The organism is Sorangiineae bacterium MSr11367 (assembly GCA_037157805.1).
GTDB classification, from domain to species: Bacteria; Myxococcota_A; Polyangia; order Polyangiales; family Polyangiaceae; genus Pendulispora; species Pendulispora rubella.
Genome location: CP089983.1, coordinates 10,124,994 through 10,148,017, shown reverse-complemented (window position 1 = coordinate 10,148,017; position 23,024 = coordinate 10,124,994). Strand labels below are relative to the sequence as shown.

General features: G+C 67.9%; 21 protein-coding genes. 12 read left to right on the top strand and 9 right to left on the bottom strand.

Annotation, left to right across the window (positions count from 1 at the left end):
* Nucleotides 1-186: 186 nt before the first annotated feature.
* Entirely contained in the window at nt 187-798 is a 612-nt protein-coding gene (locus tag LVJ94_39070; GenBank protein ID WXB02897.1) for a C39 family peptidase, read from the top strand.
* Here LVJ94_39070 and LVJ94_39065 read toward each other — a convergent pair.
* Entirely contained in the window at nt 776-1,738 is a 963-nt protein-coding gene (locus LVJ94_39065; protein ID WXB02896.1) for a glycosyltransferase family 4 protein, read from the bottom strand. The genes LVJ94_39070 and LVJ94_39065 overlap by 23 nt on opposite strands.
* Here LVJ94_39065 and LVJ94_39060 point away from each other — a divergent pair.
* The 8 genes from LVJ94_39060 (at nt 1,737) to LVJ94_39025 (ending at nt 8,924) form a co-directional block, all read left to right on the top strand.
* Nucleotides 1,737-3,728, top strand: a complete 1,992-nt coding sequence (locus tag LVJ94_39060; protein WXB02895.1) for a 3-isopropylmalate dehydratase — start codon at nt 1,737-1,739, stop codon at nt 3,726-3,728. The genes LVJ94_39065 and LVJ94_39060 overlap by 2 nt on opposite strands.
* 84 nt (nt 3,729-3,812) lie before the next feature.
* Entirely contained in the window at nt 3,813-4,424 is a 612-nt protein-coding gene (locus LVJ94_39055) for a peptidylprolyl isomerase (GenBank protein WXB02894.1), read from the top strand.
* Nucleotides 4,425-4,563: 139 nt separating this feature from the next.
* The gene (locus LVJ94_39050; protein ID WXB02893.1) at nt 4,564-5,259 is read left to right on the top strand and encodes a hypothetical protein; all 696 of its coding nucleotides are present in this window, start codon (nt 4,564-4,566) and stop codon (nt 5,257-5,259) included.
* The gene (locus LVJ94_39045; protein WXB02892.1) at nt 5,256-5,534 is read left to right on the top strand and encodes a DUF1844 domain-containing protein; all 279 of its coding nucleotides are present in this window, start codon (nt 5,256-5,258) and stop codon (nt 5,532-5,534) included. Before LVJ94_39050 ends, LVJ94_39045 begins: the two co-directional genes overlap by 4 nt.
* Before the next feature lie 7 nt (nt 5,535-5,541).
* Nucleotides 5,542-6,777 carry a trypsin-like peptidase domain-containing protein gene (locus LVJ94_39040; GenBank protein WXB02891.1) on the top strand — a complete coding sequence of 412 codons (1,236 nt, stop codon included), beginning with the start codon at nt 5,542-5,544 and terminating at the stop codon, nt 6,775-6,777.
* Nucleotides 6,778-7,171: 394 nt separating this feature from the next.
* The gene (locus tag LVJ94_39035) at nt 7,172-7,774 is read left to right on the top strand and encodes a sigma-70 family RNA polymerase sigma factor (GenBank protein WXB02890.1); all 603 of its coding nucleotides are present in this window, start codon (nt 7,172-7,174) and stop codon (nt 7,772-7,774) included.
* Nucleotides 7,771-8,409 (top strand): hypothetical protein, encoded by a 639-nt coding sequence (locus LVJ94_39030; protein WXB02889.1) that lies wholly within the window; start codon nt 7,771-7,773, stop codon nt 8,407-8,409. The genes LVJ94_39035 and LVJ94_39030 overlap by 4 nt, the downstream gene beginning before the upstream one ends.
* A complete protein-coding gene (locus tag LVJ94_39025) occupies nt 8,409-8,924 on the top strand; it encodes a hypothetical protein (protein WXB02888.1) in 516 nt (171 codons plus the stop codon). The genes LVJ94_39030 and LVJ94_39025 overlap by 1 nt, the downstream gene beginning before the upstream one ends.
* A gap of 9 nt (nt 8,925-8,933) precedes the next feature.
* Here LVJ94_39025 and LVJ94_39020 read toward each other — a convergent pair whose 3' ends face one another.
* The 8 genes from LVJ94_39020 to LVJ94_38985 all read right to left on the bottom strand — a co-directional run bounded on the left by LVJ94_39020 (nt 8,934) and on the right by LVJ94_38985 (nt 18,398).
* Nucleotides 8,934-9,881 (bottom strand): SH3 domain-containing protein, encoded by a 948-nt coding sequence (locus tag LVJ94_39020; GenBank protein ID WXB02887.1) that lies wholly within the window; start codon nt 9,879-9,881, stop codon nt 8,934-8,936.
* A gap of 85 nt (nt 9,882-9,966) precedes the next feature.
* Complete coding sequence (gene xseB, locus LVJ94_39015) at nt 9,967-10,227, bottom strand: exodeoxyribonuclease VII small subunit (protein WXB02886.1); 261 nt, start codon at nt 10,225-10,227, stop codon at nt 9,967-9,969.
* Nucleotides 10,224-12,368 carry a HEAT repeat domain-containing protein gene (locus tag LVJ94_39010; GenBank protein WXB02885.1) on the bottom strand — a complete coding sequence of 715 codons (2,145 nt, stop codon included), beginning with the start codon at nt 12,366-12,368 and terminating at the stop codon, nt 10,224-10,226. The genes xseB and LVJ94_39010 overlap by 4 nt, the downstream gene beginning before the upstream one ends.
* Nucleotides 12,365-13,519, bottom strand: a complete 1,155-nt coding sequence (locus tag LVJ94_39005; protein WXB02884.1) for a thrombospondin type 3 repeat-containing protein — start codon at nt 13,517-13,519, stop codon at nt 12,365-12,367. Before LVJ94_39005 ends, LVJ94_39010 begins: the two co-directional genes overlap by 4 nt.
* Before the next feature lie 13 nt (nt 13,520-13,532).
* Nucleotides 13,533-15,638, bottom strand: coding sequence for an ATP-grasp domain-containing protein (locus LVJ94_39000; protein ID WXB02883.1), 2,106 nt, complete (start codon nt 15,636-15,638; stop codon nt 13,533-13,535).
* A 63-nt stretch (nt 15,639-15,701) separates the two neighbouring features.
* Nucleotides 15,702-16,403, bottom strand: a complete 702-nt coding sequence (ribA, locus tag LVJ94_38995) for a GTP cyclohydrolase II (protein WXB02882.1) — start codon at nt 16,401-16,403, stop codon at nt 15,702-15,704.
* Nucleotides 16,404-16,527: 124 nt separating this feature from the next.
* Entirely contained in the window at nt 16,528-17,586 is a 1,059-nt protein-coding gene (gene holA / locus LVJ94_38990; protein ID WXB02881.1) for a DNA polymerase III subunit delta, read from the bottom strand.
* A gap of 5 nt (nt 17,587-17,591) precedes the next feature.
* Nucleotides 17,592-18,398: a hypothetical protein gene (locus LVJ94_38985; protein ID WXB02880.1), complete on the bottom strand. Its 807-nt coding sequence runs from the start codon at nt 18,396-18,398 to the stop codon at nt 17,592-17,594.
* 58 nt (nt 18,399-18,456) lie between these two features.
* Here LVJ94_38985 and LVJ94_38980 point away from each other — a divergent pair, with 58 nt between their 5' ends.
* Genes LVJ94_38980 through LVJ94_38970 form a run of 3 tightly spaced genes read left to right on the top strand, consistent with a single transcriptional unit; the run spans nt 18,457 to nt 22,738 of the window.
* Nucleotides 18,457-19,428, top strand: a complete 972-nt coding sequence (locus LVJ94_38980) for a bifunctional riboflavin kinase/FAD synthetase (GenBank protein ID WXB02879.1) — start codon at nt 18,457-18,459, stop codon at nt 19,426-19,428.
* Nucleotides 19,429-19,465: 37 nt separating this feature from the next.
* Nucleotides 19,466-20,713 (top strand): DUF4912 domain-containing protein, encoded by a 1,248-nt coding sequence (locus LVJ94_38975; GenBank protein ID WXB02878.1) that lies wholly within the window; start codon nt 19,466-19,468, stop codon nt 20,711-20,713.
* 36 nt (nt 20,714-20,749) lie between these two features.
* Nucleotides 20,750-22,738 (top strand): TIM44-like domain-containing protein, encoded by a 1,989-nt coding sequence (locus LVJ94_38970; GenBank protein WXB02877.1) that lies wholly within the window; start codon nt 20,750-20,752, stop codon nt 22,736-22,738.
* Nucleotides 22,739-23,024: the final 286 nt, after the last annotated feature.

Sequence of the window (23,024 nt, the reverse complement as noted above, 5' to 3'; positions counted from 1 at the left end):
ATTGCGCCAAAATGAATCCGGGCCGAACTGCATCATTCTTTGCAGCTCGGCCCGTTTTTCGTGGCGTGCTACCGAGCGGGTATGCGCACCACGTTCATCCTATTAGCGGGCATTGTATTAGGTTGTTCCCTTAGCGGCTGCGCGAGCGAAAGCGCGGAGTCCTCGACCGAGACGCAGGAGTCGTCGGTGCAAGCCGCCTTCGTGCTCGACGTGCCGTACGTCGCGCAGAATCCCGAATTGGCGCGCGGCTGCGAGGTGACCGCGCTCACCATGTTGCTCCGGTACGCGGGCGTCTCCAGCGCCGACAAAATGACCTTGGCCGAACAGATCGACAAGGTCCCGTACATGGAAGACGGCTTTCACGGGAATCCGTACGAAGCCTTCGTTGGGGATATGTACACCTTCGAGAACCCGGGCTACGGCGTCTACCATGGGCCGGTCGCGCGGCTCGCGGAGCAATACATGCCCAACCAGATCGTCGATCTGACGGGGGCGAACTTCGACACGCTCCTCATGGCGCATGTCGCAAGAGGGCGACCCGTTTGGGTCATCAGCAACGCGCTCTGGCGCAAGCTCGCCGACTCCGAATTCGAGACGTGGCACACGCGCTCGGGCGACGTGCGGATCACGTGGGAGGAGCACTCCGTGGTCATCACGGGCTTCGACTCGACGTCGGTGTACATCAACGACCCGCTCGATCCGAGCAAGGGCAAAAACAAGCGCCTCAATCGCAAGAACTTCCGCGAGGCGTGGGAGCAGATGGGCCGTCAGGCCATCACGTACCGCCTTGGCAAATGATGGGCGTAAATGACAAGTCGATGACCGGCGTGCCGAGGGCCTCCGCTTCACGGACCACCGTGGAGAGGCCCTCCGCCTCCGACGCGTGAACGAGGGCATCGGCCGAGGCAATCCACGCGAGCGTCTCGCTCCGCGGCTTGCGCCCGACGAAGTGCACGTCCGCACCGCGCGCGCGCGCAAGCCTCTGCAACCGCGCTTGCTCGGGGCCGTCGCCCACGACCACGAGCCGGGCCCCGTGCGCTGCGGCATGCTCGATGGCGCGGTCGATGCGCTTGCTCGGGATCAGGCGCGCGGCGCAGACCCAGAGAATGGAACAGGGAGGGGGGGAGGCGGGGAGGTTTCGGGGACCCTGGCTGCCCCGTGCAGGGATCTCGGGCATCTCGAACGGCGGCGGCACCACGCGCGCAATCGTCCCCAGCGCGCGCCGTTCCTCGTGGCCCAGCGCCGATGCGAGATCGCCGAGCAGTGCCTCCGACGGGAAACGCCACAGTTGCGCATGCTGCAGCATCGCCCGCACCGCGTACCGTCGCACCGCACCCGGGAGCGCCACCAAGAGCCGCACATCGCCCCCGTGCGAAACGAGCTCCAGCCCCCCGCGGTGCTTCGCCGAAAGCGCGAGCAGCGCACTGGGCACGACGAAATGCGCAATCGTCCGATCGAAGCGCCCCGCCGCGCGCAGCGCCCGCGCCATGCGCGCCATCTCGAAGGGCACCCCCGTCGCACGCCACGGCCGTTCGCGAAGGCGTGCCGCCACGCCCGGCCAGCCGAAGGCCGGGCCCCGTGGCACGAAGACCTCCACGGTGGCGCCGGCTCGTCGCAGCTGATCGACCTCGGCCCGTACGAAATGCCCCGATGCGTCATCGTCGTCGCGGGGATAACTGGTTGTAACGATGGCGACCCGGGTCACGTGCGGCGGCGACGATGCTAGACCTGTGGGCATGGTCTCGGATGCCCAAACGGTTCGCATCGAAGGCAAAATTCTCCAGCTCACCGAAGATCCCGGTCTCCTCGCCGCCCAGCTCGCCGGCGAAGAGCTCGCGTGGGATCCCGAACGCGCACTCCTCGGCAACATCTCCACCGACGAGCTGACCCCGGGATGGGTTTGCTACTACTACGACGAGACCCTGGCCCGGTACTGCCTGGTGGGCCTTCGCGGCGGCGTCGTGCAGCGCGATCACATCAAGAACGGTGGCTTCGGCGTCATCGTCAGCGGCATCTCCAAGGGCTGCGGCTCCTCGCGCGAGACCGCCCCGTACAGTGAGCTCAAGGCGGGCGTGAAGCTCGTCGTCGCCAAGAGCATCGAGAAGATCTACCGCCAGAATGCGCAAAACATCGGCCTTCTCACCAGCACCGACTTCGGCCTGATCCCGCGCATCGCCCGCGGGGAGGCCATCCCCATGGAGGAATTCACCCGCGGGCTGGATGCCATCAGCGCCGCGGTCGTCGAGCATGGCGGCCTTTTCGCCTACAACCGCGCGCGCATGGCCGGCCGCACCACGCCGCCGGCCATCACCACGTCCCCGCGGCCCATGACCCTCGCCGAGAAGATCCTCGCGGCCCACGCCATCGTGGACGCGAGCCGGGGTACCTTGGGTGTGCCCGCGGTGCAACCGGGCGATGCCTTCTTCGCGCGCACCGACGTGCGCTTCTCGCACGAGTACGTGACGCCCATGGCCGACGCCATCTTCCGCGCGGAGCTCGGCGACGAGGCCACGGTCAAAGACCCCGAGAGCGTCTTCGCCTTCCGCGATCACCTCACGTTCCTCGATCGCGTCATGTCCAAGGCCCACCGCGACATGGGCCTCGACGCGCAGGCCCGCGAGCTCGCCACCGTCCAGGAGGAATTCAGCCGCCGCCATCGCGTGAAGCTCTACGGCGAAGTGCAGCGCGATGGAAAGCTTGTGGGCTCCGACGCCATCTGCCACAACAAAGTCATCGAGGAAATTGCCCTCCCCGGGCAGCTCGTCGCCGGAACCGACTCGCACACGTGCATGGCCGGCGCCCTCGGTTGCTTCGCGTTCGGCGTGGGGTCCACGGACATGGCCAATGCGTGGTTCACCAAGGACATCCGGGTCACCGTGCCCGAGACCGCGCGCTTCGTGCTTCGCGGCGTCTTGCCCGCGGGCGTCTGCGCGAAGGACGTCATGCTCCACATTTTGAGCCAGCCCTTCTTCAAGAGCGGTCAGGGCATCGGCAAGGTCCTCGAGTTTGCCGGCGACGGCATCGCCTCCCTCCCGCTGGACGAACGCGCCACCCTTACCAACATGGCCGTCGAGGCGGGCGGCTTCACCGGCATCATCGAGGCGGACGAGGTGGTCGTCGACTACCTGGTCGCGCAGCGCGGCCTCGACGCCGACAGCGTCCGTGCGCGCATCGTCCGCGCCGATCCCGGCGCGAGCTACGTGGCCACCTTCGACATCGACCTCGCCGCGCTCTCGCCGATGGTCGCCACCCCGGGCGATCCGCGAAATGGCATCCCCATCGATTCCCTCACCTCCTCCAGCGTGAAAATCGACATCGCCTACGGCGGCTCGTGCACCGGCGGCAAAAAGGCCGACATGGACATGTACGCCACCGTGCTCCAATCCGCGGTGGAGCAGGGCAAGCGGGTGGCCGACGGCGTGCACCTGTACATCCAGTTCGGATCGCAGGACATCCGCCGCTACGCCGAATCGCGCGGCTACCTCGACATTTTTCACCGGGCCGGGGCCGAATTGGTCGACCCATCGTGCGGGGCCTGCATCAAGGCCGGGCCCGGCGTCAGCGATTCGCCCGACCAAGTCACCGTGAGCTCCCAGAATCGGAATTTTCCCGGAAGAAGCGGCCCCGGAAAGGTGTATCTTGCAAGCCCGCTGGTCGTTGCCGCGAGCGCCATCGCGGGCCATATCGTTCACCCGGCTGAGATCGCGGCCTCCCTGAGGGCCGTCTAGTTCACCCACAGTCCCCGTTCGCCCTGCCCCCGCGGCCCGAAACCTCTGGCGGGGTGGACTACTTTACGCTACGAGTCCGCCCCAATGGCAGCGACGATCCAGGCCGACAGCTACGCGACGGTGGCCTACACCCTCAAAACCTCCGAGGGAGTCGTCATCGACGGCAGCTCCGTCGAAGGCGGCGAGCCGATTCAATACGTTCACGGCTACGGGACGCTCGTTCCGGGACTGGAGGCTGCGCTCGAAGGCCTCAAGGCGGGGGATGCCAAGGAGATCGTCATTCCCGCCGACGAAGGCTTCGGCGAGCGTGACGAGGATTTGGTGCTGATCATCGATCGCACCGAATTTCCGGATCCGGCAGCCATCGAGCTGGGGGACGAATTCGTCGCGGAGTTCGCCGAGGGCGAAGAGCTTGCGATGCGCGTCGTCGAGATTCAGAAAGACGTCGTCCGCGTCGACGCGAACCATCCGCTCGCGGGGGTCGACCTGCACTATTCGATCAAGGTCGAAGAGGTGCGCGATGCCACGCCCGAGGAAATCGAGCAGGCGCGCGCCGAGCAGGAAGACGACGAAGAGGATCACGAGCACGGTCCGGACTGCGACCACGATCACGACGAAGACGACGACGAAGAAGACGAGGACGACCTCGACGAAGAAGAGGAAGACGAAGAAGAAGAGGACGAGAAGCCCTCGTGACCGAAGCTGGTTACACTAGCTGGCCGCTGGTCATCTAGTCATAGTGGGGGCGGCGCAAAACGCCGGGTGAAAACTCCGGGCCGGCATAAATCGGCAACCGGATTCGTTGTTTGGACAGGCCTCGCTTTTAGGGGAACTCATGAGCAATAACAAAGTCATCAACTCTTGGGATTGGGACATTCGCGTTCGGGAGCGCAACCTTCGCAACGGTGTTCTGACCGAGAAGGACATCGAAAAGCAGCGCGCCGGCCTGCCGGACCTGGCCGATCTCGCGGAGCCCATTGCCCTTGCGCAGCCGGCACTCGCCGCCGAGCCGCCTCCCCCGCCGTCGTTCGTCCCCGCCGAGCGAGTTGCCCCGCCGCCGCCCCCCGCCCCCGAGAGCACGCGCGTTGCGGCCCCGCCGCCGCCAGCTCCGCCGGCCCCGCCGCCCGTGGTCGCTGCCCCGCCGGCCCCCGCGCCCGTGGCTGCGGCGCCCGTCGCTCCGGCGCCGGTTGCACCTGCTGCTGCCCCCGTGGCTCCGCCGCCGGCCCCGCCGCCCGCGGCCGTTGCCGCGCCGGAGCCGCCCCCGCCGCCGGCCCCCGCGCCGGCTTTCGAAGAGGTGGCGCCGGTCATCGCCGCCGTCGCCGCCGAGCCTTCGGCGCCGGCTGCGGTCGTGCCGCCCACGCCCATTGCTGCCGCGGCCGCTGTCGCGGAGTCCCCGGCGCCCGCTGCGAGCGAAGCCTCCAGTGACGACGAAGACGACGAGGATGAAGACGACGAGGCCGACGACGAAGACGAGGCCGACGACGAAGACGACGCCCCGGAGCCGCCCGAGCAAGCCAGCGAGGAATCGTGAGCCAGAAACCGCCGGAGGAACTGCCGAGCATCGACTTTTCGACGTTCGTGCTGTCGCTCAGCCATTCGGCGCTGCTCCATCTCGGAGAAGCGCCGCATCCCGACACGAACCGGCTCGAAAAGAACCTCCCGCTCGCGCGCCAGACGATCGATCTCATTGCTCTTCTCGAAGAGAAGACCAAAGGGAATCTCACGGGGGACGAAGAACGTCTCCTCCATCAGATTCTCTTCGATTTGCGCATGCGGTACGTGGAGCTCACGAAAACGAAAGGCTAAAACGCAAATGCGGAATTGGGCGATCCTCGTCGCGGCTCCCGTCGTGGCTCTGAGCGTGCTCTCGATGGCTGCCTGCGGCAAGAGAAGCGGCGGCGGCGGTGCATCGGCGGAGGCGCTGCCCTCCGGCGCCGTGCCCGTTCCCAGCGGGGTCGTTCCAGTTCCGAAGAGTCCCTCCCTCTCGACGGGAGGGACCGATCTCGCGAAGAGCGGGCCTCTCAGCTTTGCGCCCATCGCCAAACAGGCCGACCCCAGCGTGGTGACCATCGCCACCATCGGCGAGGAGGTCGAGGCGCTGCCCGGCTTCACGATGCGCGGCCGTCGCCGCGAGATCAAAGGTCTCGGCACGGGCTTCATCATCGACAAGGACGGCACCGTCCTGACGAACAACCACGTCATCGAGGGCGCAGAGGTCATCACCGTGCGCCTTGCCGACAACCGTGAATACCCGGGCAAGCTCGTAGGCCGCGACCCGCGCACGGACATCGCCGTGGTCCGCCTCGAAGCCAAGGATCGTTCCGGAGCGGCCCAAGGCGGCGCTCCATTCCAGCCGCTCCCGCTGGGCGATTCGGACGGCGCCGAAGTCGGCGATTGGACCGTGGCCATCGGCAACCCGTTCGGGCTTTCGCATACGGTGAGCGCCGGCATCATCAGCGCCAAAGGTCGCACCCGCGACGACGTGCCGCTTGATCCCACGGGCTATTACAACTTCTTGCAGACGGATGCGTCCATCAACCCCGGCAACTCCGGCGGCCCGCTGCTCAATTTGCGGGGCGAGGTGGTGGGCATCAACACCGCCATCCGCGGAGGCGGTGCGCAGGGCATCGGCTTCGCGATCCCGATCAACATGGTCAAGCAACTGCTTCCCATGCTGCTTCGCGATGGCCACGTCACGCGCAGCGCCTTGGGCGTGCGCATCCGTGACATCCGCGAACTCGCCCCGGAAGATCGCACGGAGCTCAAGTTGACCGACGACAAGGGCGCGGTCATCGAATACGTCGCCCCCGGCAGCCCCGCCGACAAGGCCGATCTCAAGGCGGGCGATGTCATCGTGCAGTTCGATGGCCAGCCCATCGACCGCGGCACCTTGCTCTCGTGGATGGCGAGCACCGCCGGAGTCGGCAAAACCGTCACCCTCCGCGTCTTGCGCATGGGCAAAGCCTTCGACCTGAAGGTCACCTTGGGTGAGCTGCAAGAGAAAGACATGCCCAAGCCCCGCCGCGTGTCTCCATTGCCTACTCCGTAAAGGTCGCGCCCACCTCCGTAAACGTGCCCTTGCCCGTGACCCGAATCGGCAGAACGGCAGACGGGCACGTGGACGGGCAGGGGCAGGGGCACGTTTCGGGAGCAGGCTCTTGTGACTTTGGGCCGCCGAAACTATGGGTAGAGGGGTGAGTGTTCACCCGTCGTCGGAATCGCCCCCTGCTTCTTCAGGGTTGGAAGGTGGGGAGAGCGAGGAGGAGCCCGAGGCTCACTCGCGCGAGGCCGCGGAAACCTCGAGTGCTCCTGGAACACCCCCTCGCATGGGCGTGGTGCCCGGGCCGGTGAATACGCGCGCCCATGCGGCGTCCAACAAAGCGCAGAGGGCAAAAGAAGCAGAGGAGGATCGGCAGCTTATCGCGCGGGCACAAGCAGGAGACATGGCCTCGTTCCGACAGCTCGTGGAACGGCACCAACGGCGCGCCTTTGCCATTGCCTTGGCCCTCGTTCGGGACGAAAACGACGCCCGCGAGCTCGTTCAGGACGCTTTCTTGAGGGTCTTCAAGAGCCTCCATAGCTTCCAGGGATCATCGAGCTTTTTTACCTGGCTGTACCGCATCATCACGAACCTCAGCATCGACCTTCTCCGCAAGCCGGGCCACAAGCTCAGCGAACCGGACGAACGCCGCCACGAAGAGGAAGATCAGGAGGCCCTTTTCCCCTTCGTCAGCCGCGTGGAAGGTGCCGATCCCGTCGATGCCGTCCGCCGGCGCGAGATCGGTGTTCGATTGCAACAGGCGCTCGAAGCGCTACCGCCCTATCACCGGGGCGTCATCGTGATGCGAGAAGTCGACGGCCTCAGCTACGAAGAGATGGCGCAGGCCATGGGAGTTTCAAAAGGTACGATCATGAGCCGTCTATTCCACGCACGTCAGAAGCTCCAGCGAGCCTTGGCGGATTGCTACGCCGAGCAGGTGGGCACGCCCCCCGAGAGCGTGGATCCGGCGTCGGCCGAAGCGCCGGGCGAGGAGGACGCGCAATGAGCGCCGCAGAAGGAGCACACCCCTTCGGTGAGGAGGCGATGCTGGACCTCATGGCTTACGCCGATGGCGAGCTCGAGGGGGCCGCCGCCGAGCGCGTGGCCGCCTGGGTAGCCCGCGACGCCGAGGCCGCCCGCTTGGTGGAGGAGTTTCGCACGCTATCCGAGTGCATCGCCGTGAGCGAGGCGGCGCGGCCCGTTCCCAAGGCCGTCGATCGCATCGTCGATGACGTGATGGTGAAGGCCACGCGGTACGAGGTCGATCGCAAACCGAACGCGGACCCGAAACCGATCCGCCTGCGTCGCGCCGTCGTTGCCGGCACCGTCTCCGCGGCGCTCGCGCTGGCCGCAAGTTGGTTCATGTTCTTCCGTGCGCCGGATTTCCCGGACGCCCCCGCACCGCAGACCGCCGCGAACACGCCGGCTGCGCCCGCCACCGAACCGGAGGCACCCGCCACGGAGCCATCGGCCGTGGCCGCGGCGGCGCCTGAAACGGAGGTCACGCCGGGCGGTGTCGAGTTGGAGCAGGTGGAGTCTCCCTCGCGCGAAATATCGGTTTTCTACGTTCCGACGGTCTCGGGTGAGTCGGGCTCGAGCATCGTCGTGTGGATCGGCGACAACAAGCCAGGAACCAAGTGATGGCCCTTCGATCCGCGTTGGTGGCAGTGTCTCTCTCGATGGCCGCGCTCGGCCTGTCGGCCGCCGTCATCACCACGTCGTCGGTCGCGCATGCCCAGGCCGACGAATCGGCCAACGTGGAAATCATGGTGCTCCATGCCACGCAGCAGGCGGGCGCCGGCGCCATCGACCCGAGCATCGGCAACCTTCCGCAGCTGAAAAAGCCGCCGTTCAGCTCCTTCAACACGTACAAGCTGCTCGATCGCAAAGGCATCGCGATCAAAAAGGGGCAGCCCATCGAGTACGTCCTCGTCGACGGCCGCAAACTCAATCTCGTGCTGCTCGAGAAAACGCAGAAGCCGGAGCGCTATCGCCTCGCCGCGAGCATCGGCGCGCCCAAGGGCGAGGAATTTCTCAAGAAGATCGAGGTCGTCGCGTCCCCGAACGAGCCGTTCTTCGTCGCGGGTCAGAGCCACAAGGGCGGCATCTTGGTGCTCGGCATCGCCATCAAAGGCGCTGCCGCCGGCGCGAAATAGGGGCGCCCGCTACTTGCCGATGGCCGCGCGGTAAAGCCAGCCCTCGGAGGCGAAGTTCTCCCCGTACTTCACCTGGTACCAGCCACCGTCTTGGCTTGCTCCGAGGTGCACGTTCGTCCCGCGCGGAAGCCGTGCGACGACCAGTCCGGTGCGCGGCTTGTCGCGCACGATGGCCACTTCCCACATGATTTGCGTTGCCGTCCCCGCAGGCTCGGCCGGTGCTGCGGGCGTGTTGCCGCGCGCGGATGGCGAGGAAGCCGGGTACGCCGACGCCTTGGAGACGAAGTTCGCATTGTAGAGAAGCGAATACGTCGGGTGCTCGTGCGCGAGGGCCGAGAGCGAAACCGACTCGAAGCTTTGCCGCAAGCAGCCGAGCATCCCGTCGGGATCTTTGACGGTGGACGACTTGCCCAGGGTGAAGCCGGTCCGGTTCGAGTTGAAGTCCAGGTTGAAGATCACCCCGAACTTCCCCTCGGCGCCCTGCGCGGCGGCGCACTGCGAAAGCTTCTTCATGCGCGGCTGCGCAATCGCGTCGAACGCGATGGGCCCGCAGGCCATACCCTTGATGGTCTCACCGCCCGAGGTGCGGCAGGCGAGGAGAATCCCGCCCTTCACGAGGACGTCCGGCGCATTGGCCGGCTGCACGGCGGGGGCGCCGGCGGAGGAGGGCGCGATGGCCGATACGCTGGGGACATTGCCCGTCGGCGTCGGTGCATTGGCCGCGGCGGCGGATGCCTCGGCGGCGGCCTGCTGTTCCTTCTGCTCCTTCGCGTGGGCGGCGATGGCTTCCGGCGGTGCGGCCGGGCCGATGCGAACGCCCGCAACCTTGGGCCAGGCGACGCCTACGACGAACCCGACGATGGCGATGGCGGCGACCCGCAGCCACGACGGTTCATCGGCTTTTCCCTTGGGAATGTCGACGGAATACGGCGGTCCTTGGCGCTTGTTGCTTTCCACGGGAGAAGAACGCGTTCTAGCACGCCACCTCTTCCTACATGAAAAACCCGGCGAAACTTCCCTGGCGCAGCCGCCCCCGCCTCGCTCAGGTGTCGCCGCTCGTATCGAACGGGGCCGTGCGCGCGCGCCCGGATTCGTCGACGTGGAGGAGCTCTTCCACGCGCTTCTGCGCACGGTCGAGCCGGCGCTGCGAGATGGCCGAGAGGCGCACGCCCTGCTCGAACAGCGCGACCGATTCCTCGAGGGGAAGGTCGCCCCGTTCCAGCCGCTGCACGATTTCGGTGAGCTGCCGAACGGCCTGCTCGAAAGACGGCTCGTCGTTCGGATCGGGTGATGCCTGGCTCATGGCTTGCCAGGGTCGTACGCCGGGACGCGTGGCGCAAGGATCAAACGCCCGGCGCCGGGAGGAACCCCCGGGATGAGCGCGTAGCCGTCTTCGTCGAACACGATCGGGATGGCGATCCCGTCCGCGCGCACCAAGGTTCCCAGCAAGTCGGGCGGCGGTTTGGCCCCATCGGCGGTCGTCGCCCGCAGCCAGGTCACGTCGGCCGGGGTGGCCTCCAGCGGCGGCGGCACCCCCTCGAGGGCGCGCGCCGCCAGCCAGCGTACGGCATCGTCCGGATCGAGCCGGGCGGCCACCTTGAGCGTCTCGCGCCGTGCCGGTGCATCGCGGTCCTGCCCCATGCGGGAGGCCAGGGCAAGCACCAGCGCGTAGCGCACCGTGGCATCCGGCTCGTAGCCGTACGCGGCTGCGAGCCGGCCCGTCGCATCGGGCACCCGAGAGCCCCCCAACCCGCGTGCCGCGTGCGCCCGCAGCAGCGGATCGGACGACTTGAGCAGCGCGTTGACGTTCGCGTCCTCTTTCGTGTCGCCCCGCTGCGCGAGGGCCAGCGCGGCGAGCGGCGCATCGGCCTCCTTGCCCTCGGCCCGCGCGCGAAGCTCCAAGGTCGTCACCTGGCCGGCTTCGTCGCCCGAAACGAGCCCCGCGAGGAGCGCCGTGCGGGTCAGCGGATCGCGCTCCACGGCGAAGCGCGCGAGCACCTTCGCCGCCGCGTTTCGCTCCGAGCCTGCGAGCGACGCCAGCACCGCGCTTCGCCGCACGCGCGCATCGGGATCGCCCAGCTCCTTTTCGAGCGAGCCATCGCCCACGGCGAGGCGCGCGAACACGCCCAGGGCGCGATCGGCACCGTCGCGGGATTGCGCCATCTGGTCGATGGTGCGCGTGAACAGCGAGCTCTTTTCCCCCCGCACCAGCGCGCGCACGAGCGCCCCGCGCACGGCGAGGCGCCGCGTGGCCGGTTCGCCGAGCGCCTTGTCCAAGGTGGCCTGCGCCCCGCGCATCGGCGAGCGCCCGAGCGCGTGCGCTGCATCGCCCGAGAGAAGCGGGTTGCGCAGCCACCCCCCGAGCGCGGCGAGCGCCTGCGGCGAATGCGCGTAGCCCAGCGCGGCCACCGCCGCCCGGCGCAAATCCGGGTCGATGGGCGCGTTCGCCCGTGCGATGAGGGCCCGCTCCACGGCGTCGTCTTGCGCTGTGCGCGCGAGCTCGATGCCCTGCGCGAGCGTCGTGCTGTCGTCGAGCAGCGTTTTTACCCCGCGAAAGCGCTCCGGTGCATCGAGGAGCACCAGCGCGCGCGCGGCCGCCGCCCGCACGCGGGCATCGGCGTCGCTCAACGCCGCACGCGCCAGCTCCGCGCCGCGCCCGTCGCCCATCTCGCCCAGCGCCGAAAGCCCCGCAGCGCGCGTCACCGGATCCATCGAGCGCGCCGCCTGGCGCAGTGCATCGAGGGCGCGCAAATCGCCCGTGCGAACCGCGAGCCGGATCGTCGCGGGCGTCACCAGCGAGGGGCCCACGAGCGAGGCATTGCGCGAAGGCCGCGCCGCCAGCGCGGTCATCGCCGCCTTTTGCCCGACGCCGCCGGCCCGCAAAATCCCGAACAAGGCCTCCTCGGCGTGCGCATCGCCCGACTGCGCGAGCGCCAGCGCCGCGGTCCCGCGCGCGATTTCGAGCCGTGCCACCTGGTCGGCATCGAACGCGCTCGACGCATCGTCCGTGCGCGCGGCCCGGCTCGCCGAAGGATTCGGCGTGTTCACCAGGTTCACCAGCGCGGCGCGCGTGGCCGGCTTGTCCGCCGAGGGCGCCAGTGCGCGTGCCACCTCGATGAGCGCGCGCGCATCGAGGCGCACCGTGCTCGAAGGCTCGGCGATATCGATCAACCGGGCCACCGCCTCGGGGGTGCCGAGGCTCGCGGCACGGACGATCCCGCGAAGCCGGTTCTCGGGATCCTCCGACCGCAGAAGGCGCTCCACCAGATCGAGCCCGAAGTGGGCGCGCAGATCGGTCGTCGTCTCGAGCGCGCGCGGCTCGGCGGAGGCGGGAGGTGGCGGTCGCCCCGGCGCGGGCCGCGTTTGCACACGCTGCCCCGCGGCCTGCCCGGCCACCGCGCCCAACGCGAGCGCGAGCAGCCCCGCCGTGAGGCGGCGCCTCATGGGGACTCGCTCTTTGGCTTGCCCTCGGGCAGCGGGCACCCGTTCTTGTCGCCGGGCTGCGCCACACCCGCCACGCGCGGGCATTTGTCCTCGGAATCGACGATGCCGTCGTCGTCGTCGTCGATCTCCGGGCAGCCGTCGCCGTCCTCGAAGCCGTCGCGATCTTCGGCGATCTCCGGGCACTGATCGACGTCGTCGGCCACCCCGTCGTGGTCCTGATCGTGCTCGCGCGGCGCCCACGAAAGGGCCGCGATGCCGCGCAAGGTGGGCACGCCGACGGCTGCGGTCAAACCGACGTCGACGCCCGCGATCACCGAGAAATCCCGCTGCTTGCCGATGGCGATCCGGTCCGAGAGCGCGAGCATCATGGGGCTCAGCCTCGCGCTACCGGGATCCCCCGTTCCAAACGGACCCACGGGTCCCGCGGGCAGCGAGCCATGGATCGCCATTTCCCAGAGCTGCCGGTTGTCGCCGTCGACGCCCAGGATGCCCGGGCGCATCAGGATACCGAAGCTCCACGGGATCTCGTCGCCGTAACGCACGTCGGCCAGGAATTGTCGCCGCTCGGTTCGCAAGGTGTAGCCGACGCTCGCCTGCAGACCCAACACGAGAAGCGTGTACTCTGCAAGAATGCGCGCCCCGATGCGTGTGCTTCCGTCGCCCTGGAAGCCGGTGCGCGCGCCCGTGGGCAGGAACACGTTGTTGAGCAGGGCCAGGCCAAAGCCGCCTTGCTCGTTGGACAGGACGGTCACTTTGCTGTGCAGCCCCACATCGCCCAGCACCGTTTGGGGCGCGCTCCCATCTTGGTACAGCACGGCCGGCACGCTCGCGCCGAGGGCCACGATGCGCCCGAGCCCGATGCCCAGCGTCAAATCGGCGCCCACCGCGTGGTCGATGACGTCCACTCGGTCGCCTGTTTGGGGAATGACGGTATTCACCGGGCGCAGCGAATAGTGGAGCCACGCGCCCGCGTTCCAGTTCCAGGCCCCTGGCGTGAGCACCGGCTCCAGCACCAAGTTGGCGGCGTGGTCCGTGGAAGGGCGCCACGTGCGCGTGTCGACCGAGGGAAGATCTCCGGCCGAGGCCGGTCGCGTCGAGCCAAGAACCGCAGCAAGCGCGATGAGCGAGATAAGAGCCGTCCGGGAGCGCATACGTTTGCGAAGACTACGCGCCCTGAGCCACCCATGTCGACGCCGTGTCGGTGCTGGTATCGGAAGGCGTCGCGCGCACGGGCTCCTGGGCATCCGCCGCGGCGAATTGCCGTTCACGCCACCGCTTGATCCCGTAGCTGAGAATTTCCCCGATGAGCAGCCGGTATTCCAGGTGCGCGCCGTTGGCGATGAGGCATAGATCGCTGTAGTTCGGGGTGAGTCCGGGCAGGGGATTCACCTCGATGACGTAAATCCGTCCCTCGTTGGTCATGCGCAGGTCGATGCGCGCGACGTCGCGGCACCCGAGCGCGGTGAAGGTCGTGCGGCACACCTTCTCCATGGCGCGCAGTTCCTCTTTGGTCAGGGTGACCGGTGGGCACTCGTAGCGGACGTGGTTCTCCCAGTCCTGCTTCATCGTGTAGCCGTAGACGGCCCGCTCCGACGGCTGCAAAAAGACGACCTCCATGGGCGGCAGCACGCGCGGGCGCCGCTCGCCCAAGAGGCCCACGGTGAACTCGCGCCCGCGGATGTACTCCTCCACGATGGCCGGCTGCCCGTAGCGCTCGATGATCTCGCGCGCCACCTCGCGCACGCCCGCTTCGTGGTCCACCACGCTTTTGCCGTTGATGCCCTTGCTCGTGCCCTCGGCATTGGGCTTTACGATGACCGGGTAGCGGAAGTTCCGCAGCTTCTCGCGCCCCGTGTACAGCACTTGAAACTCGGGCGTGAGCACCCGCTCGCGCCCCGCGGTGAGCATGCGCTTGGCCAGGGCCTTGTCGAGGCAGATGCTCAACGTCGCCGCGTCGCTGCCGGTGTACGGCACGTTGAGCAGCTCGCACAAGTTGGGCACTTGCGCCTCGCGGTTGCGGCCGCTGATGCCCTCGGCGATGTTGAACACCAGGTCGACGCGCGAGGCCATGAGCACGCGCGGAAAGTCCACCGTAGCCTCGAGCGGCACGACGGTGTGCCCGTAGCTCTCGATGGCCCGCGTGATCGCGTCGATGGTCTTCGGGCTGTCGAACTCCGCCTCGCGATCGTCGGCCGCCGAGTCGATGCGCTTCATGTTGAAGGCGAGCCCCACCCGCAAAATGGGGCGCTTGCCGCCGTTCCCGTTCTTGCGCGGCTTGGTCGCGTCGTAGAGCGACAGCAGCCCCGCGCGGGCCGTGGCGGCGCGAAGCACGGCGAGGATGCTCGCGTCGTAGTCGAGCCCCACCGCCTTCGTCGCTGCGAAGAGGGACCCCGCCGGCCCGAAGTTCGGCAGGCACGTGGCGCTGAGGAAATAGACCTGCCCATCGAGCCCCACGCGGAAATCGAGCGAGCCCACGTCGCGCATGCCCAGCGCGGAAAACGCGCGCTCGGCGAGGTCGCTCACCCGATCGAGCACCGCGCGCGGCAGGTGCGCCGGCACACGCCACGAGACGCACGAGGCGTCTTGGTGCTTCAGCGCGTAGTCGAACAGATCGAAGCGCCGGTGGTACGTCGGGTCCACCACGACCTCGACCGGCGGCAGCGGCGGCAGCCCATCGACGCGCGCGACCCGCAGATCGGTGCCGGCGATGTAGCGCTCCACGAGGACGCCATCCGGGTAGCGCGCGAGCAGGCGATCGAGCGCATCGCCGAGCTCGATGGGGTCCTCGGCGACGTTGGCCTGCGTCACGCCTTTGGACGACCCTTCGAAGTTCGGCTTGGCGATGACCGGATAGGAAAGCTCGTCGAGCCCACCGTCCTTGAGCGACGCCCGCGTGATCATGCGTCCGCGCGCGCTCGAGACGCCGTAGCCGGCGAGGATGCGTTTGGTCAGCGTTTTGTCGAGGGTGATGCACTGCGCGTAGGCGTCGCTGCCCGTGATGGCGATGCCCAACTCCTCGAACAGCGCGGGGTAGAAGCCGCGCCGCATTTTGCCGCGGCGTCCCTCGGCGCTGTTGAAGATGATGTCCGGCGCGTACGCCTCCAATCGCGCGACCAGGCGCGAGGCGGGGCCGGAGACCTCCATGCGTTCGACGACATGCCCCGCCTTGGTGAGCGCGCCGCTGATCGCGGCGATGGTTTCTGGGCTGTCGAACTCCGCTTCCTCTTCCGATGCACTCAACTTCAGATTGTGCGTGAGGGCGATCCGCATGCCCCATCACGCTATCAAAAGCTGTTTGCCTGCCTAGCCGGCCGGGCGCGTCTTAACGATTCCTTACTCGGCGTCGCCCGCGCTCGGGCGGCTCTCGTCCACCGCCAGCGTGTCGACCAGCGACAAGGACGGGGTCGAAAGCCTGGGGAGCTTGTGGGCCATGCGGCGGCGCTTCGTATCCAAGTAGCCGGCGCTGTACGGGTTGGGCGCGATGATGACGGGCTGACGGCCCACCACCTCGACCCCAAGGGAGCGCAGGGCCTCGACCTTTTCCGGGTTGTTGGTCAAAAGGTGGATGCTGCGCACGCCGAGGAACTCGAGAATGTCCGCCGCGATGTCGTACTTGCGCGCATCGTCCGGGAGGCCGAGAAGCCGGTTCGCATCGACGGTGTCGTGGCCGCGGGCCTGCAGGTCGTACGCGCGAATCTTGTTGGTCAGCCCGATGCCGCGTCCTTCTTGCCGGAGGTAGACCACGGCGCCGCGGCCGGCACGCGCCACTTCGGCCATCGCGTAGTCCAGCTGCTCTTTGCAGTCGCACTTGAGCGAGCCGAAAACCTCACTGGTCATGCATTCAGAGTGCACGCGTACGGGGATCGCCTTCGCCCCGTCGACATCCCCGAAGACCAAGGCCAGGTGCTCTTTCCCAGTCCCTTCGCCAGCCTGATCCAAAAATACGTGCGCCGTAAACTCGCCGTGCCTGGTTGGAAGAGGACTCGAAGCTACCCAATGAAGTTGAGGCCGGATCACCCGAGCGGGGACGTGCATCTCAGCTTTCTCCTGTTTCATCGTTTGATCGGTCGCAAGGCCGCGGTTGCGGTCTGTCGCCGGTGCCAAACTTAGGGCTGGCGCAGGCGTCCGTCAAATCAGCTCTAGCCGCCTTTTCGCTCGTTTATGCGCGCGGGGCGCGTCCGGATGACGCGATGAGGCGCGTCAACATGTCCTCTAGAATGGCCTGTGGGGGCCGGCGCGAGCCCTTGAGCGCCAAGTCGGTTTCGGCCAAAACGAGCAACCAGCGGTCGGTCTCCTTGGGGCGGAGGCCCCGCGCCCGTTGGGCCAGCTCGCGGGCACGGAAAGGCTGGAAGACCCCGGCACGTTTGGCGGCCTCGTCCGTAGAGGCCCCGGACTCGGTGGCGGCCTGAAACTTCGCCAATTGACGGATTGACCACGCCAGCGCGCCAAGAAGCGGTAGCCCGCGGTCGCGTGGATCGTAGGTATCCGCGAGGGCGGCGAGTGCGCCCTTCAAGTCGCGCGCGCCGACCTTGGCCACGAGGTCCCATGTGTCGGCCGTGCGCACGCGGGCCACGCATTCGCCGACGGCTTCCTCGGTGATGGGCTTTCCCTCGCCCGCGTAGAGCGCCAGCCGCTCGATGGCGTCGTTCACGTGTGCCAGCTCGGGGCCCGCGATTTCCGCGAGCAGCTCGGCCACGTCCGGATCGATGGGGTTGCCCCGGGCCGCGGCGCGGTCGCGGATCCAGCCGGGCAGCTCGCGGCCTCCGAGAACGTCGCACGCGACGATGAAGCCCTGCTTTTTGCCCAGGGTGGAGAGGCGCTTGCGCCCGTCGATCTTGTCGCCGGTGAGCACCACGCAGGTGGAGTCGATGGGCGCGGCCGCGTATTCGGCGAATCGGTCGAGCGGGGCGAGCTTTTTCGCATCGCCGTCGTCGCTCCGCCCCTCACCTGAAGAGTCCCAGCGCTCGATGCCGCGCACCAGAACGAAGCGCTTCGGCGCCATCATCGGCACCGTGCGGGCGGCGGACAGGATCGCGTCGGCGTCGGCTTCGCCCGCCGTGTACTTGTCCTCGTTGAAGGCGGCGACGCCGTTGCCCAGCGCCGCCGAACGCACGGCCGCCACGACCTCGTCGCGGAGGAAGCGCTCCTCACCGACGATGACGTACAGGGGAAGAAGCTTCCCCTGCTTCGCTTGCGCGATGGCTTCGCTCGGCGTCACGGCGTTCAGCGCCGACGACGGCGGCGGCTCACACCGACCAGCACGGCGAGCGAGCTCAAAAACATGAGGCCGCCGCCCCCGTTCAGCGCGAGGCCCGGCACCGAGCAGCCGCACCCCTTGGGGTTCTCTTTGATCTTTTCTTCCTCCGTGGGGTCGTACGCCGACTTGGGCACGAAGGGCGCGGCGCTGCCGCTGGGGGAGACTTCGCCGGAGTAGTTCGTCGTGGGGGCGGCCTCGTCGGTCTTCTTCGGCGTGCCCGCGTCATCGCCATCGACCTTGGTGATGCCCTTCTTCTTCGCCTCGAAGGTGATGCTGCGGCGGTCGACCACGGGGTTGTCGCCCTTGAGGATGATGCGCATCGGGCCGCCGATGTCGACGCCGTCCGCCGTGCGGATCTGCACCATGTACTCGCCCGCTTCGTAGCCGCGTGCGCGCGTGAGGCCGAAGTCGAAGTTCGTGCCCTTGAAGATTTTGCCCTGCGGGTTCGCGAAGTCGACATCGAGCGACTCGGCCGTCGGCTGCTGGCCGGCCAGCGTTTGCCGGTTCACCACCGGGTCCTTGCTGGCGTCCGTCAGGGAGCGCTCGTACACGGCGGTCTTCGTGAAGACGAAGCGCATGGGCACGTGGGCGGTGAGCGGCGGCTTGGGCAGCTCGACGGTCACGAAGATGTGCCAGGCCCCGGAAACCTCTTGCACTTCCGTGGTCTTGAGGCGCGCGCTGCCGGCTGCGCTCGCGTCCCCCGAGGTGAGGACGAGGACCAGGAAGGCGAAGAGCGCAAATACGACGGAAGGCGCGACCTTGCGGGCAAACATGACTTTGCCACGCTACCAGAGAACACGGCCGGCTGGCACGTGCTATACAGCCGCCGTCGTGGCGAAAGGCTTACCGTACGAGCGGCTCGACCAGACCGACGAGAATGGCGCTCCCTCGGATGTTCGGCCTTCCGTGGTCGTCGTCGGAAACTTGGATGGCATCCATCGTGGTCATGCCGCGGTGTTACGAGCCGCCGTCCAGCGCGCTGCGGGCGATGGGCTTGCGCCCTACGTCCTCACCTTCGATCCGCACCCCAGCGTGGTGCTCGGCCGACCGGAGCCCCCGCGCCTCGCCACCTTGGCGCGCCGGGCGGAATTGGCCAAGAGCCTGGGCATCGAGCGGGTTTTCGTGCGCACCTTCGATGGAGAGTTCGCCACGTGGAAGCCCCTTCGCTTCGCGAAGGAGCTGCTCGTGCAGAAGCTTTCCGCGCACGAGGTCAGCGTCGGGCAGAATTTCCGCTTCGGGGCCGGCGCCGAGGGCGACTTTTCCAAGATGGTGACCCTTGGCGAGTCGCTGGGCTTCGTCACCACGGCCCACGCCCTGGTCGGCGACGAACACGGCCCGTTTTCCAGCTCGCGGGCGCGCGCCGCCATTGCGGCGGGCCAGATGGACGAGGCGGAACGCATTCTGGGACGGCCCCACGCCCTCTCCGGCGTCGTCCAACAGGGGCGCAAGCTCGGACGGACCATCGGCTTCCCCACGGTCAACTTGGGCGATGTGCCTGAAATGCTCCCGCCCGACGGTATCTACGCCACCCTCGTCGAGCAGGTCTTCGACGACGATGTGCGTGCTCTGGCGCTCGGCGCCATGAGCATCGGTGTGCGTCCGACGGTGGGCGAGGGCCTGGAGCGCACCGTGGAAGTGTACCTGCTGGATTTCGACGGCGATTTGTACGGTGCGCACCTTCGCGTCCACGTGGTGGCCCGCCTGCGCGGCGAGGAGCGATTCGCCGACCTGGAGGCGCTCAAGGCCAAGATCGCCGAAGACGTTGCCGAGACGCGCCGCATTCTCGCGGGCCGGCATTTTTGACTGGCGCCCCGGGCGCGCGACAGGCAAAACCGCGGGTATGGAACGCGTAGAGCTCGAGCGACTCGACCGAGACGGCCTCATTACCCGAGCGGAGGAACTCGGTGTGGTTCGCGCCAACGTGCTCACCCGCCCCGAGCTGGTCGACGAGATTCTCCTCCGAAGCTCGCGCAGCGCGTCCGTGGACCCGCAGTCGGTGGCCAGGTCGCGCGGCTGGTTCGGCCGCGCGCGCGATCTGCTGGCCCGCGTCGTCGAGCGTGGTCTTCATCTGCCCGACGCGGCCGACCGCATTCGAACGAGCTCGCCGCCGCCAGCCCGAACGCGGACCTCGCCGGCCACGGTGCCCACCGTGACGTTGGCCGAGATTTACGCCGCACAAGGCCACAAGGGCAAGGCGCTGGAGACCTTGCAGCGGGTGCTGAAAGAGGAGCCCGAGCATGCAGCCGCCCGCGCGCTGCTGAATCAGCTGCAGAAGATCGAGCTGCCGCCGCCCGTGCTCCCGCCCGAGGAAGAGGTGGAGGCAGGCGCGCAAAATGGGGTTCCCCCCGCGGCGTCCGATTCGGACAAGAGCGAGGGCACGGGGCCGAAGCCGCCCGCCGAGCCGTTCGGCATGCTCGACGACGAGCCGCTCCCGCCGAAGTACGACGTGGACGAGTGCGTCGCCATTCCGGTCGACCCGCGTACGATGTTCGTCTACTGGGAAGTGCGCGACGAGACGTTCGCGTACCTGCACCGCACCCACGGGCAGGGCCAGATCGCGCTGCGCGTGCTCATCATCGAGCCGACGTGGGAAGGCCCGCGCACCCAGGTGCGCGATCACGTGGTCCATTCGCAGGTCGGCGACTTTTTCCTGCGCGATCTCCCGCTCGGCTGCGTCGTTCGCGTGGGGCTTGGGTGGCGCGAGGGCGAGGCGTTCGTGTCGGTCGCGCACTCTCCGACCCTCGAGGTGCCGCCGGGAACGCCTTCGCCGATCTTCGCGGAGAACCTCGTCCACTGGTCGACCGGCGGCGTGCATGCCGTCGAGCCGACGGACGGCGCGGCGGAGGGGATCTTGCGCGCCATGGGACGCGTGCAGGCGCACGTGCAGCGGGCCCGCGTCCGCGGCGACATGCCGAGGGGCGGTAGCTTCGCCGAGGGGTTCCAGGACATCATCGAGGGCTTCGGCGGAGGCGTGGCCTACGGCTTGGGCGACGATGATGCCGCGCGCCCGTTGGGGGCCTCGGAAAACGCGCCTCGTTTCGGTGTGGGCGGACGCGCGATGTCGTCGTCCGACACGATGATCCGATAGCGTTTGTGTACGTGGGAGGGGTGTTACTCTTCTCGCGTGCTTTCCATTTTCCGTTCGGTCTTGCGCGCGCTGCGCCTCTTCGCGTTGGCCGTTTGCCTCATCTACGTCTTCTCGCCGGTGTTGGCTTCGGCCCGGCCGGGCGGGGGAGGTAGCTACTCCGGCGGAAGTCGTTCCAGCGGCAGCAGCGGTGGAAGCCGTTCGAGCGGCAGCAGTGGAAGCCGCTCCAGCGGCAGCACGTCCAGCGGGAGTCGGTCGAGTGGGAGCAGCGGCAGCTCGAGCCGATCGAGCGGGAGCACGTACAGCGGCGGCACGTCGTATTCGAGCGGAGGGGGCTACAGTTCGAGCAGCGGCTCGTCGGACGGTGGCTTTTTCGTCGGGTTCATCGTGCTGCTGTTCATCGTGGGAGGGATCGTCCTGATCTGGTGGCTGGTGGCGCGCTCCACACGAAACAAGCGTGCGGCCATCCTCGATGCCCAGCACGAGGCCACCTCCAGGCCGCGCAACGCGTCCATCGAGACGCTGCTGGCGCGCGATCCACAGCTGACGGTGGAGAGCATCATCCAGCGCGTGCAGCACATGAGCGTCACCCTGCGCGAGGCGTGGTGCGCGGGGGACATGAAGCCGGCCCGCCCCTTCGTGTCCGACGGCGTGTTCAGCCGCTTCCAAGTGCAGCTCGAGTTGATGCGCACCGAAGGGATGCGCAACGTGATGAGCGATGCGTCGATCCTCTACACGACGGTGGAAGCGGTCGATTCCCGCCCGCCGATCGACGTGGTGCACGTGCGCTTCACCGCACAGGCACGCGATCGCATGGTGCCCGCGCAGTCCACGCCCGAGCAAATCGCTGCGGCGCTTCGCGGAGCTTCCGTCGAGCCGTACACCGAGATCTGGACCTTGGTGCGGAAACAAGGCGCGGTGACCCGGCTCCCGCCCGAGCAAGTGGGCAAGTGCTGCCCGAGCTGCGGCGCGCCGCTCGATGTGCAGGCCGAGATGATCAAGTGCCAGTATTGCGGTGCGCTCGCCTGCTCCGCGGAGCACGATTGGGTTCTCTCGGAGATCACGCAGCTCTCCGAGTGGTACCCGGAGTCGCACGGCGAGGTGCCCGGCCTCGTGGAGCTCCGCGAGACGGATCCGCTGGTGGCGCGCGAGGTCCTCGAAGACCGCGCCTCGTACCTGTTTTGGAAGTGGATCGAGTCGGCGCGCAAGCGCTCGCCGGTGCCGGTGCGCAAGTGCGCGACGGCGGAGTTCATTCAGATGCGCGCCAACGTCGCACCCCTCGCCAACGTGAGCGATGTGGCCATTGGCGCCGCCGACTGCATCTTGTGCGATCCCGGTCCGGAGAACGATTTCGACCACGTGTACGTGAAGGTCTACTGGTCCGCGCGCTTTCAGCCGCAGCAGGAGCCGACGCCGAATCAGTCCATCGTGAAGCTCACACGCCGGGCGGGCGTGCATGCGAAGTTCTCGATGACGTCGGTCATCTGTCCGAATTGCGGTGGCGCGCTCACCGAGAGCGACAATCCGCGGTGCGACTATTGTGGCACGGAGGTGGCCGCGGGCGAGCAGTCGTGGGTGCTCGATGCGATGCTCGCACCGGGCGACGTGCGGCCGCGCGCGAACCACGAGCAGCCGCTTCCGGAGTGGCTGGTGCCCAACATCGCCGACCCGCGCGAGCGGGAGATTCTCTTCGCGCAGATGGCGTCGCTCATGTCGCAAGACGGCAAGTTGGGCAAGCAGGAGAAGAAGCTCCTGCGCGTGTGCAGCCGCCGCTGGGTCATTCCGGATGAAACGGTCGCGCAGGTGATGTCCAACCCCCACGCCGCGCAAACGAGCCCGCTGGTGAGTGCGTCACCCCAGTGGTTCCTTGCCGGACTCGTGTCGGCGGCCCTCATCGATGGGAAGCTCGACAACCAGGAGCGCGCCATGCTCGACCGCGCCCGCATGGCGCTGGCGTTGCCGCCCGAGGAGCTGGAGCGGCAGATTCAGGTGTTGCGACAGCGACTTGGCTTGCAGCCGGGCAGCTGAGAGAGCCGGGCACGCCCGGAGCTCGCGATGCCCATCACGGGGCGGCATGCGGGGGGGCATGCGGCTGGGGCACGGGTGTCCGGGACAGGTGCAACATCGTCCGGGACAGGTGTGCGGCGCAGATCGGCGCATGTTTCGGTGGATGCGGATTGGCCCAGGGTTGGCAAGGTGCAGGGTCAGACCTTGGAGCGCGGCGCTCCGGACTCCGCATTCACAAGGTCGCAGATCTAGATGATGGGTTGCCATTGGTACGATTGGGAGGCAACAGCCCTCCGCGTGCCCGAGA

What these genes read in the sequence shown, in the direction of transcription:
- LVJ94_39060 (WXB02895.1), top strand. Translation starts at nt 1,737, where the DNA reads ATGGTCTCGGATGCCCAAACGGTTCGCATCGAAGGCAAAATTCTCCAG.
- LVJ94_39065 (WXB02896.1), bottom strand. Translation starts at nt 1,738, where the DNA reads ATGCCCACAGGTCTAGCATCGTCGCCGCCGCACGTGACCCGGGTCGCC.
- LVJ94_39055 (WXB02894.1), top strand. Translation starts at nt 3,813, where the DNA reads ATGGCAGCGACGATCCAGGCCGACAGCTACGCGACGGTGGCCTACACC.
- LVJ94_39050 (WXB02893.1), top strand. Translation starts at nt 4,564, where the DNA reads ATGAGCAATAACAAAGTCATCAACTCTTGGGATTGGGACATTCGCGTT.
- LVJ94_39040 (WXB02891.1), top strand. Translation starts at nt 5,542, where the DNA reads ATGCGGAATTGGGCGATCCTCGTCGCGGCTCCCGTCGTGGCTCTGAGC.
- LVJ94_39035 (WXB02890.1), top strand. Translation starts at nt 7,172, where the DNA reads ATGGCCTCGTTCCGACAGCTCGTGGAACGGCACCAACGGCGCGCCTTT.
- LVJ94_39030 (WXB02889.1), top strand. Translation starts at nt 7,771, where the DNA reads ATGAGCGCCGCAGAAGGAGCACACCCCTTCGGTGAGGAGGCGATGCTG.
- LVJ94_39025 (WXB02888.1), top strand. Translation starts at nt 8,409, where the DNA reads ATGGCCCTTCGATCCGCGTTGGTGGCAGTGTCTCTCTCGATGGCCGCG.
- xseB (WXB02886.1), bottom strand. Translation starts at nt 10,227, where the DNA reads ATGAGCCAGGCATCACCCGATCCGAACGACGAGCCGTCTTTCGAGCAG.
- LVJ94_39010 (WXB02885.1), bottom strand. Translation starts at nt 12,368, where the DNA reads ATGAGGCGCCGCCTCACGGCGGGGCTGCTCGCGCTCGCGTTGGGCGCG.
- LVJ94_39005 (WXB02884.1), bottom strand. Translation starts at nt 13,519, where the DNA reads ATGCGCTCCCGGACGGCTCTTATCTCGCTCATCGCGCTTGCTGCGGTT.
- LVJ94_39000 (WXB02883.1), bottom strand. Translation starts at nt 15,638, where the DNA reads ATGCGGATCGCCCTCACGCACAATCTGAAGTTGAGTGCATCGGAAGAG.
- ribA (WXB02882.1), bottom strand. Translation starts at nt 16,403, where the DNA reads ATGCACGTCCCCGCTCGGGTGATCCGGCCTCAACTTCATTGGGTAGCT.
- LVJ94_38985 (WXB02880.1), bottom strand. Translation starts at nt 18,398, where the DNA reads ATGTTTGCCCGCAAGGTCGCGCCTTCCGTCGTATTTGCGCTCTTCGCC.
- LVJ94_38975 (WXB02878.1), top strand. Translation starts at nt 19,466, where the DNA reads ATGGAACGCGTAGAGCTCGAGCGACTCGACCGAGACGGCCTCATTACC.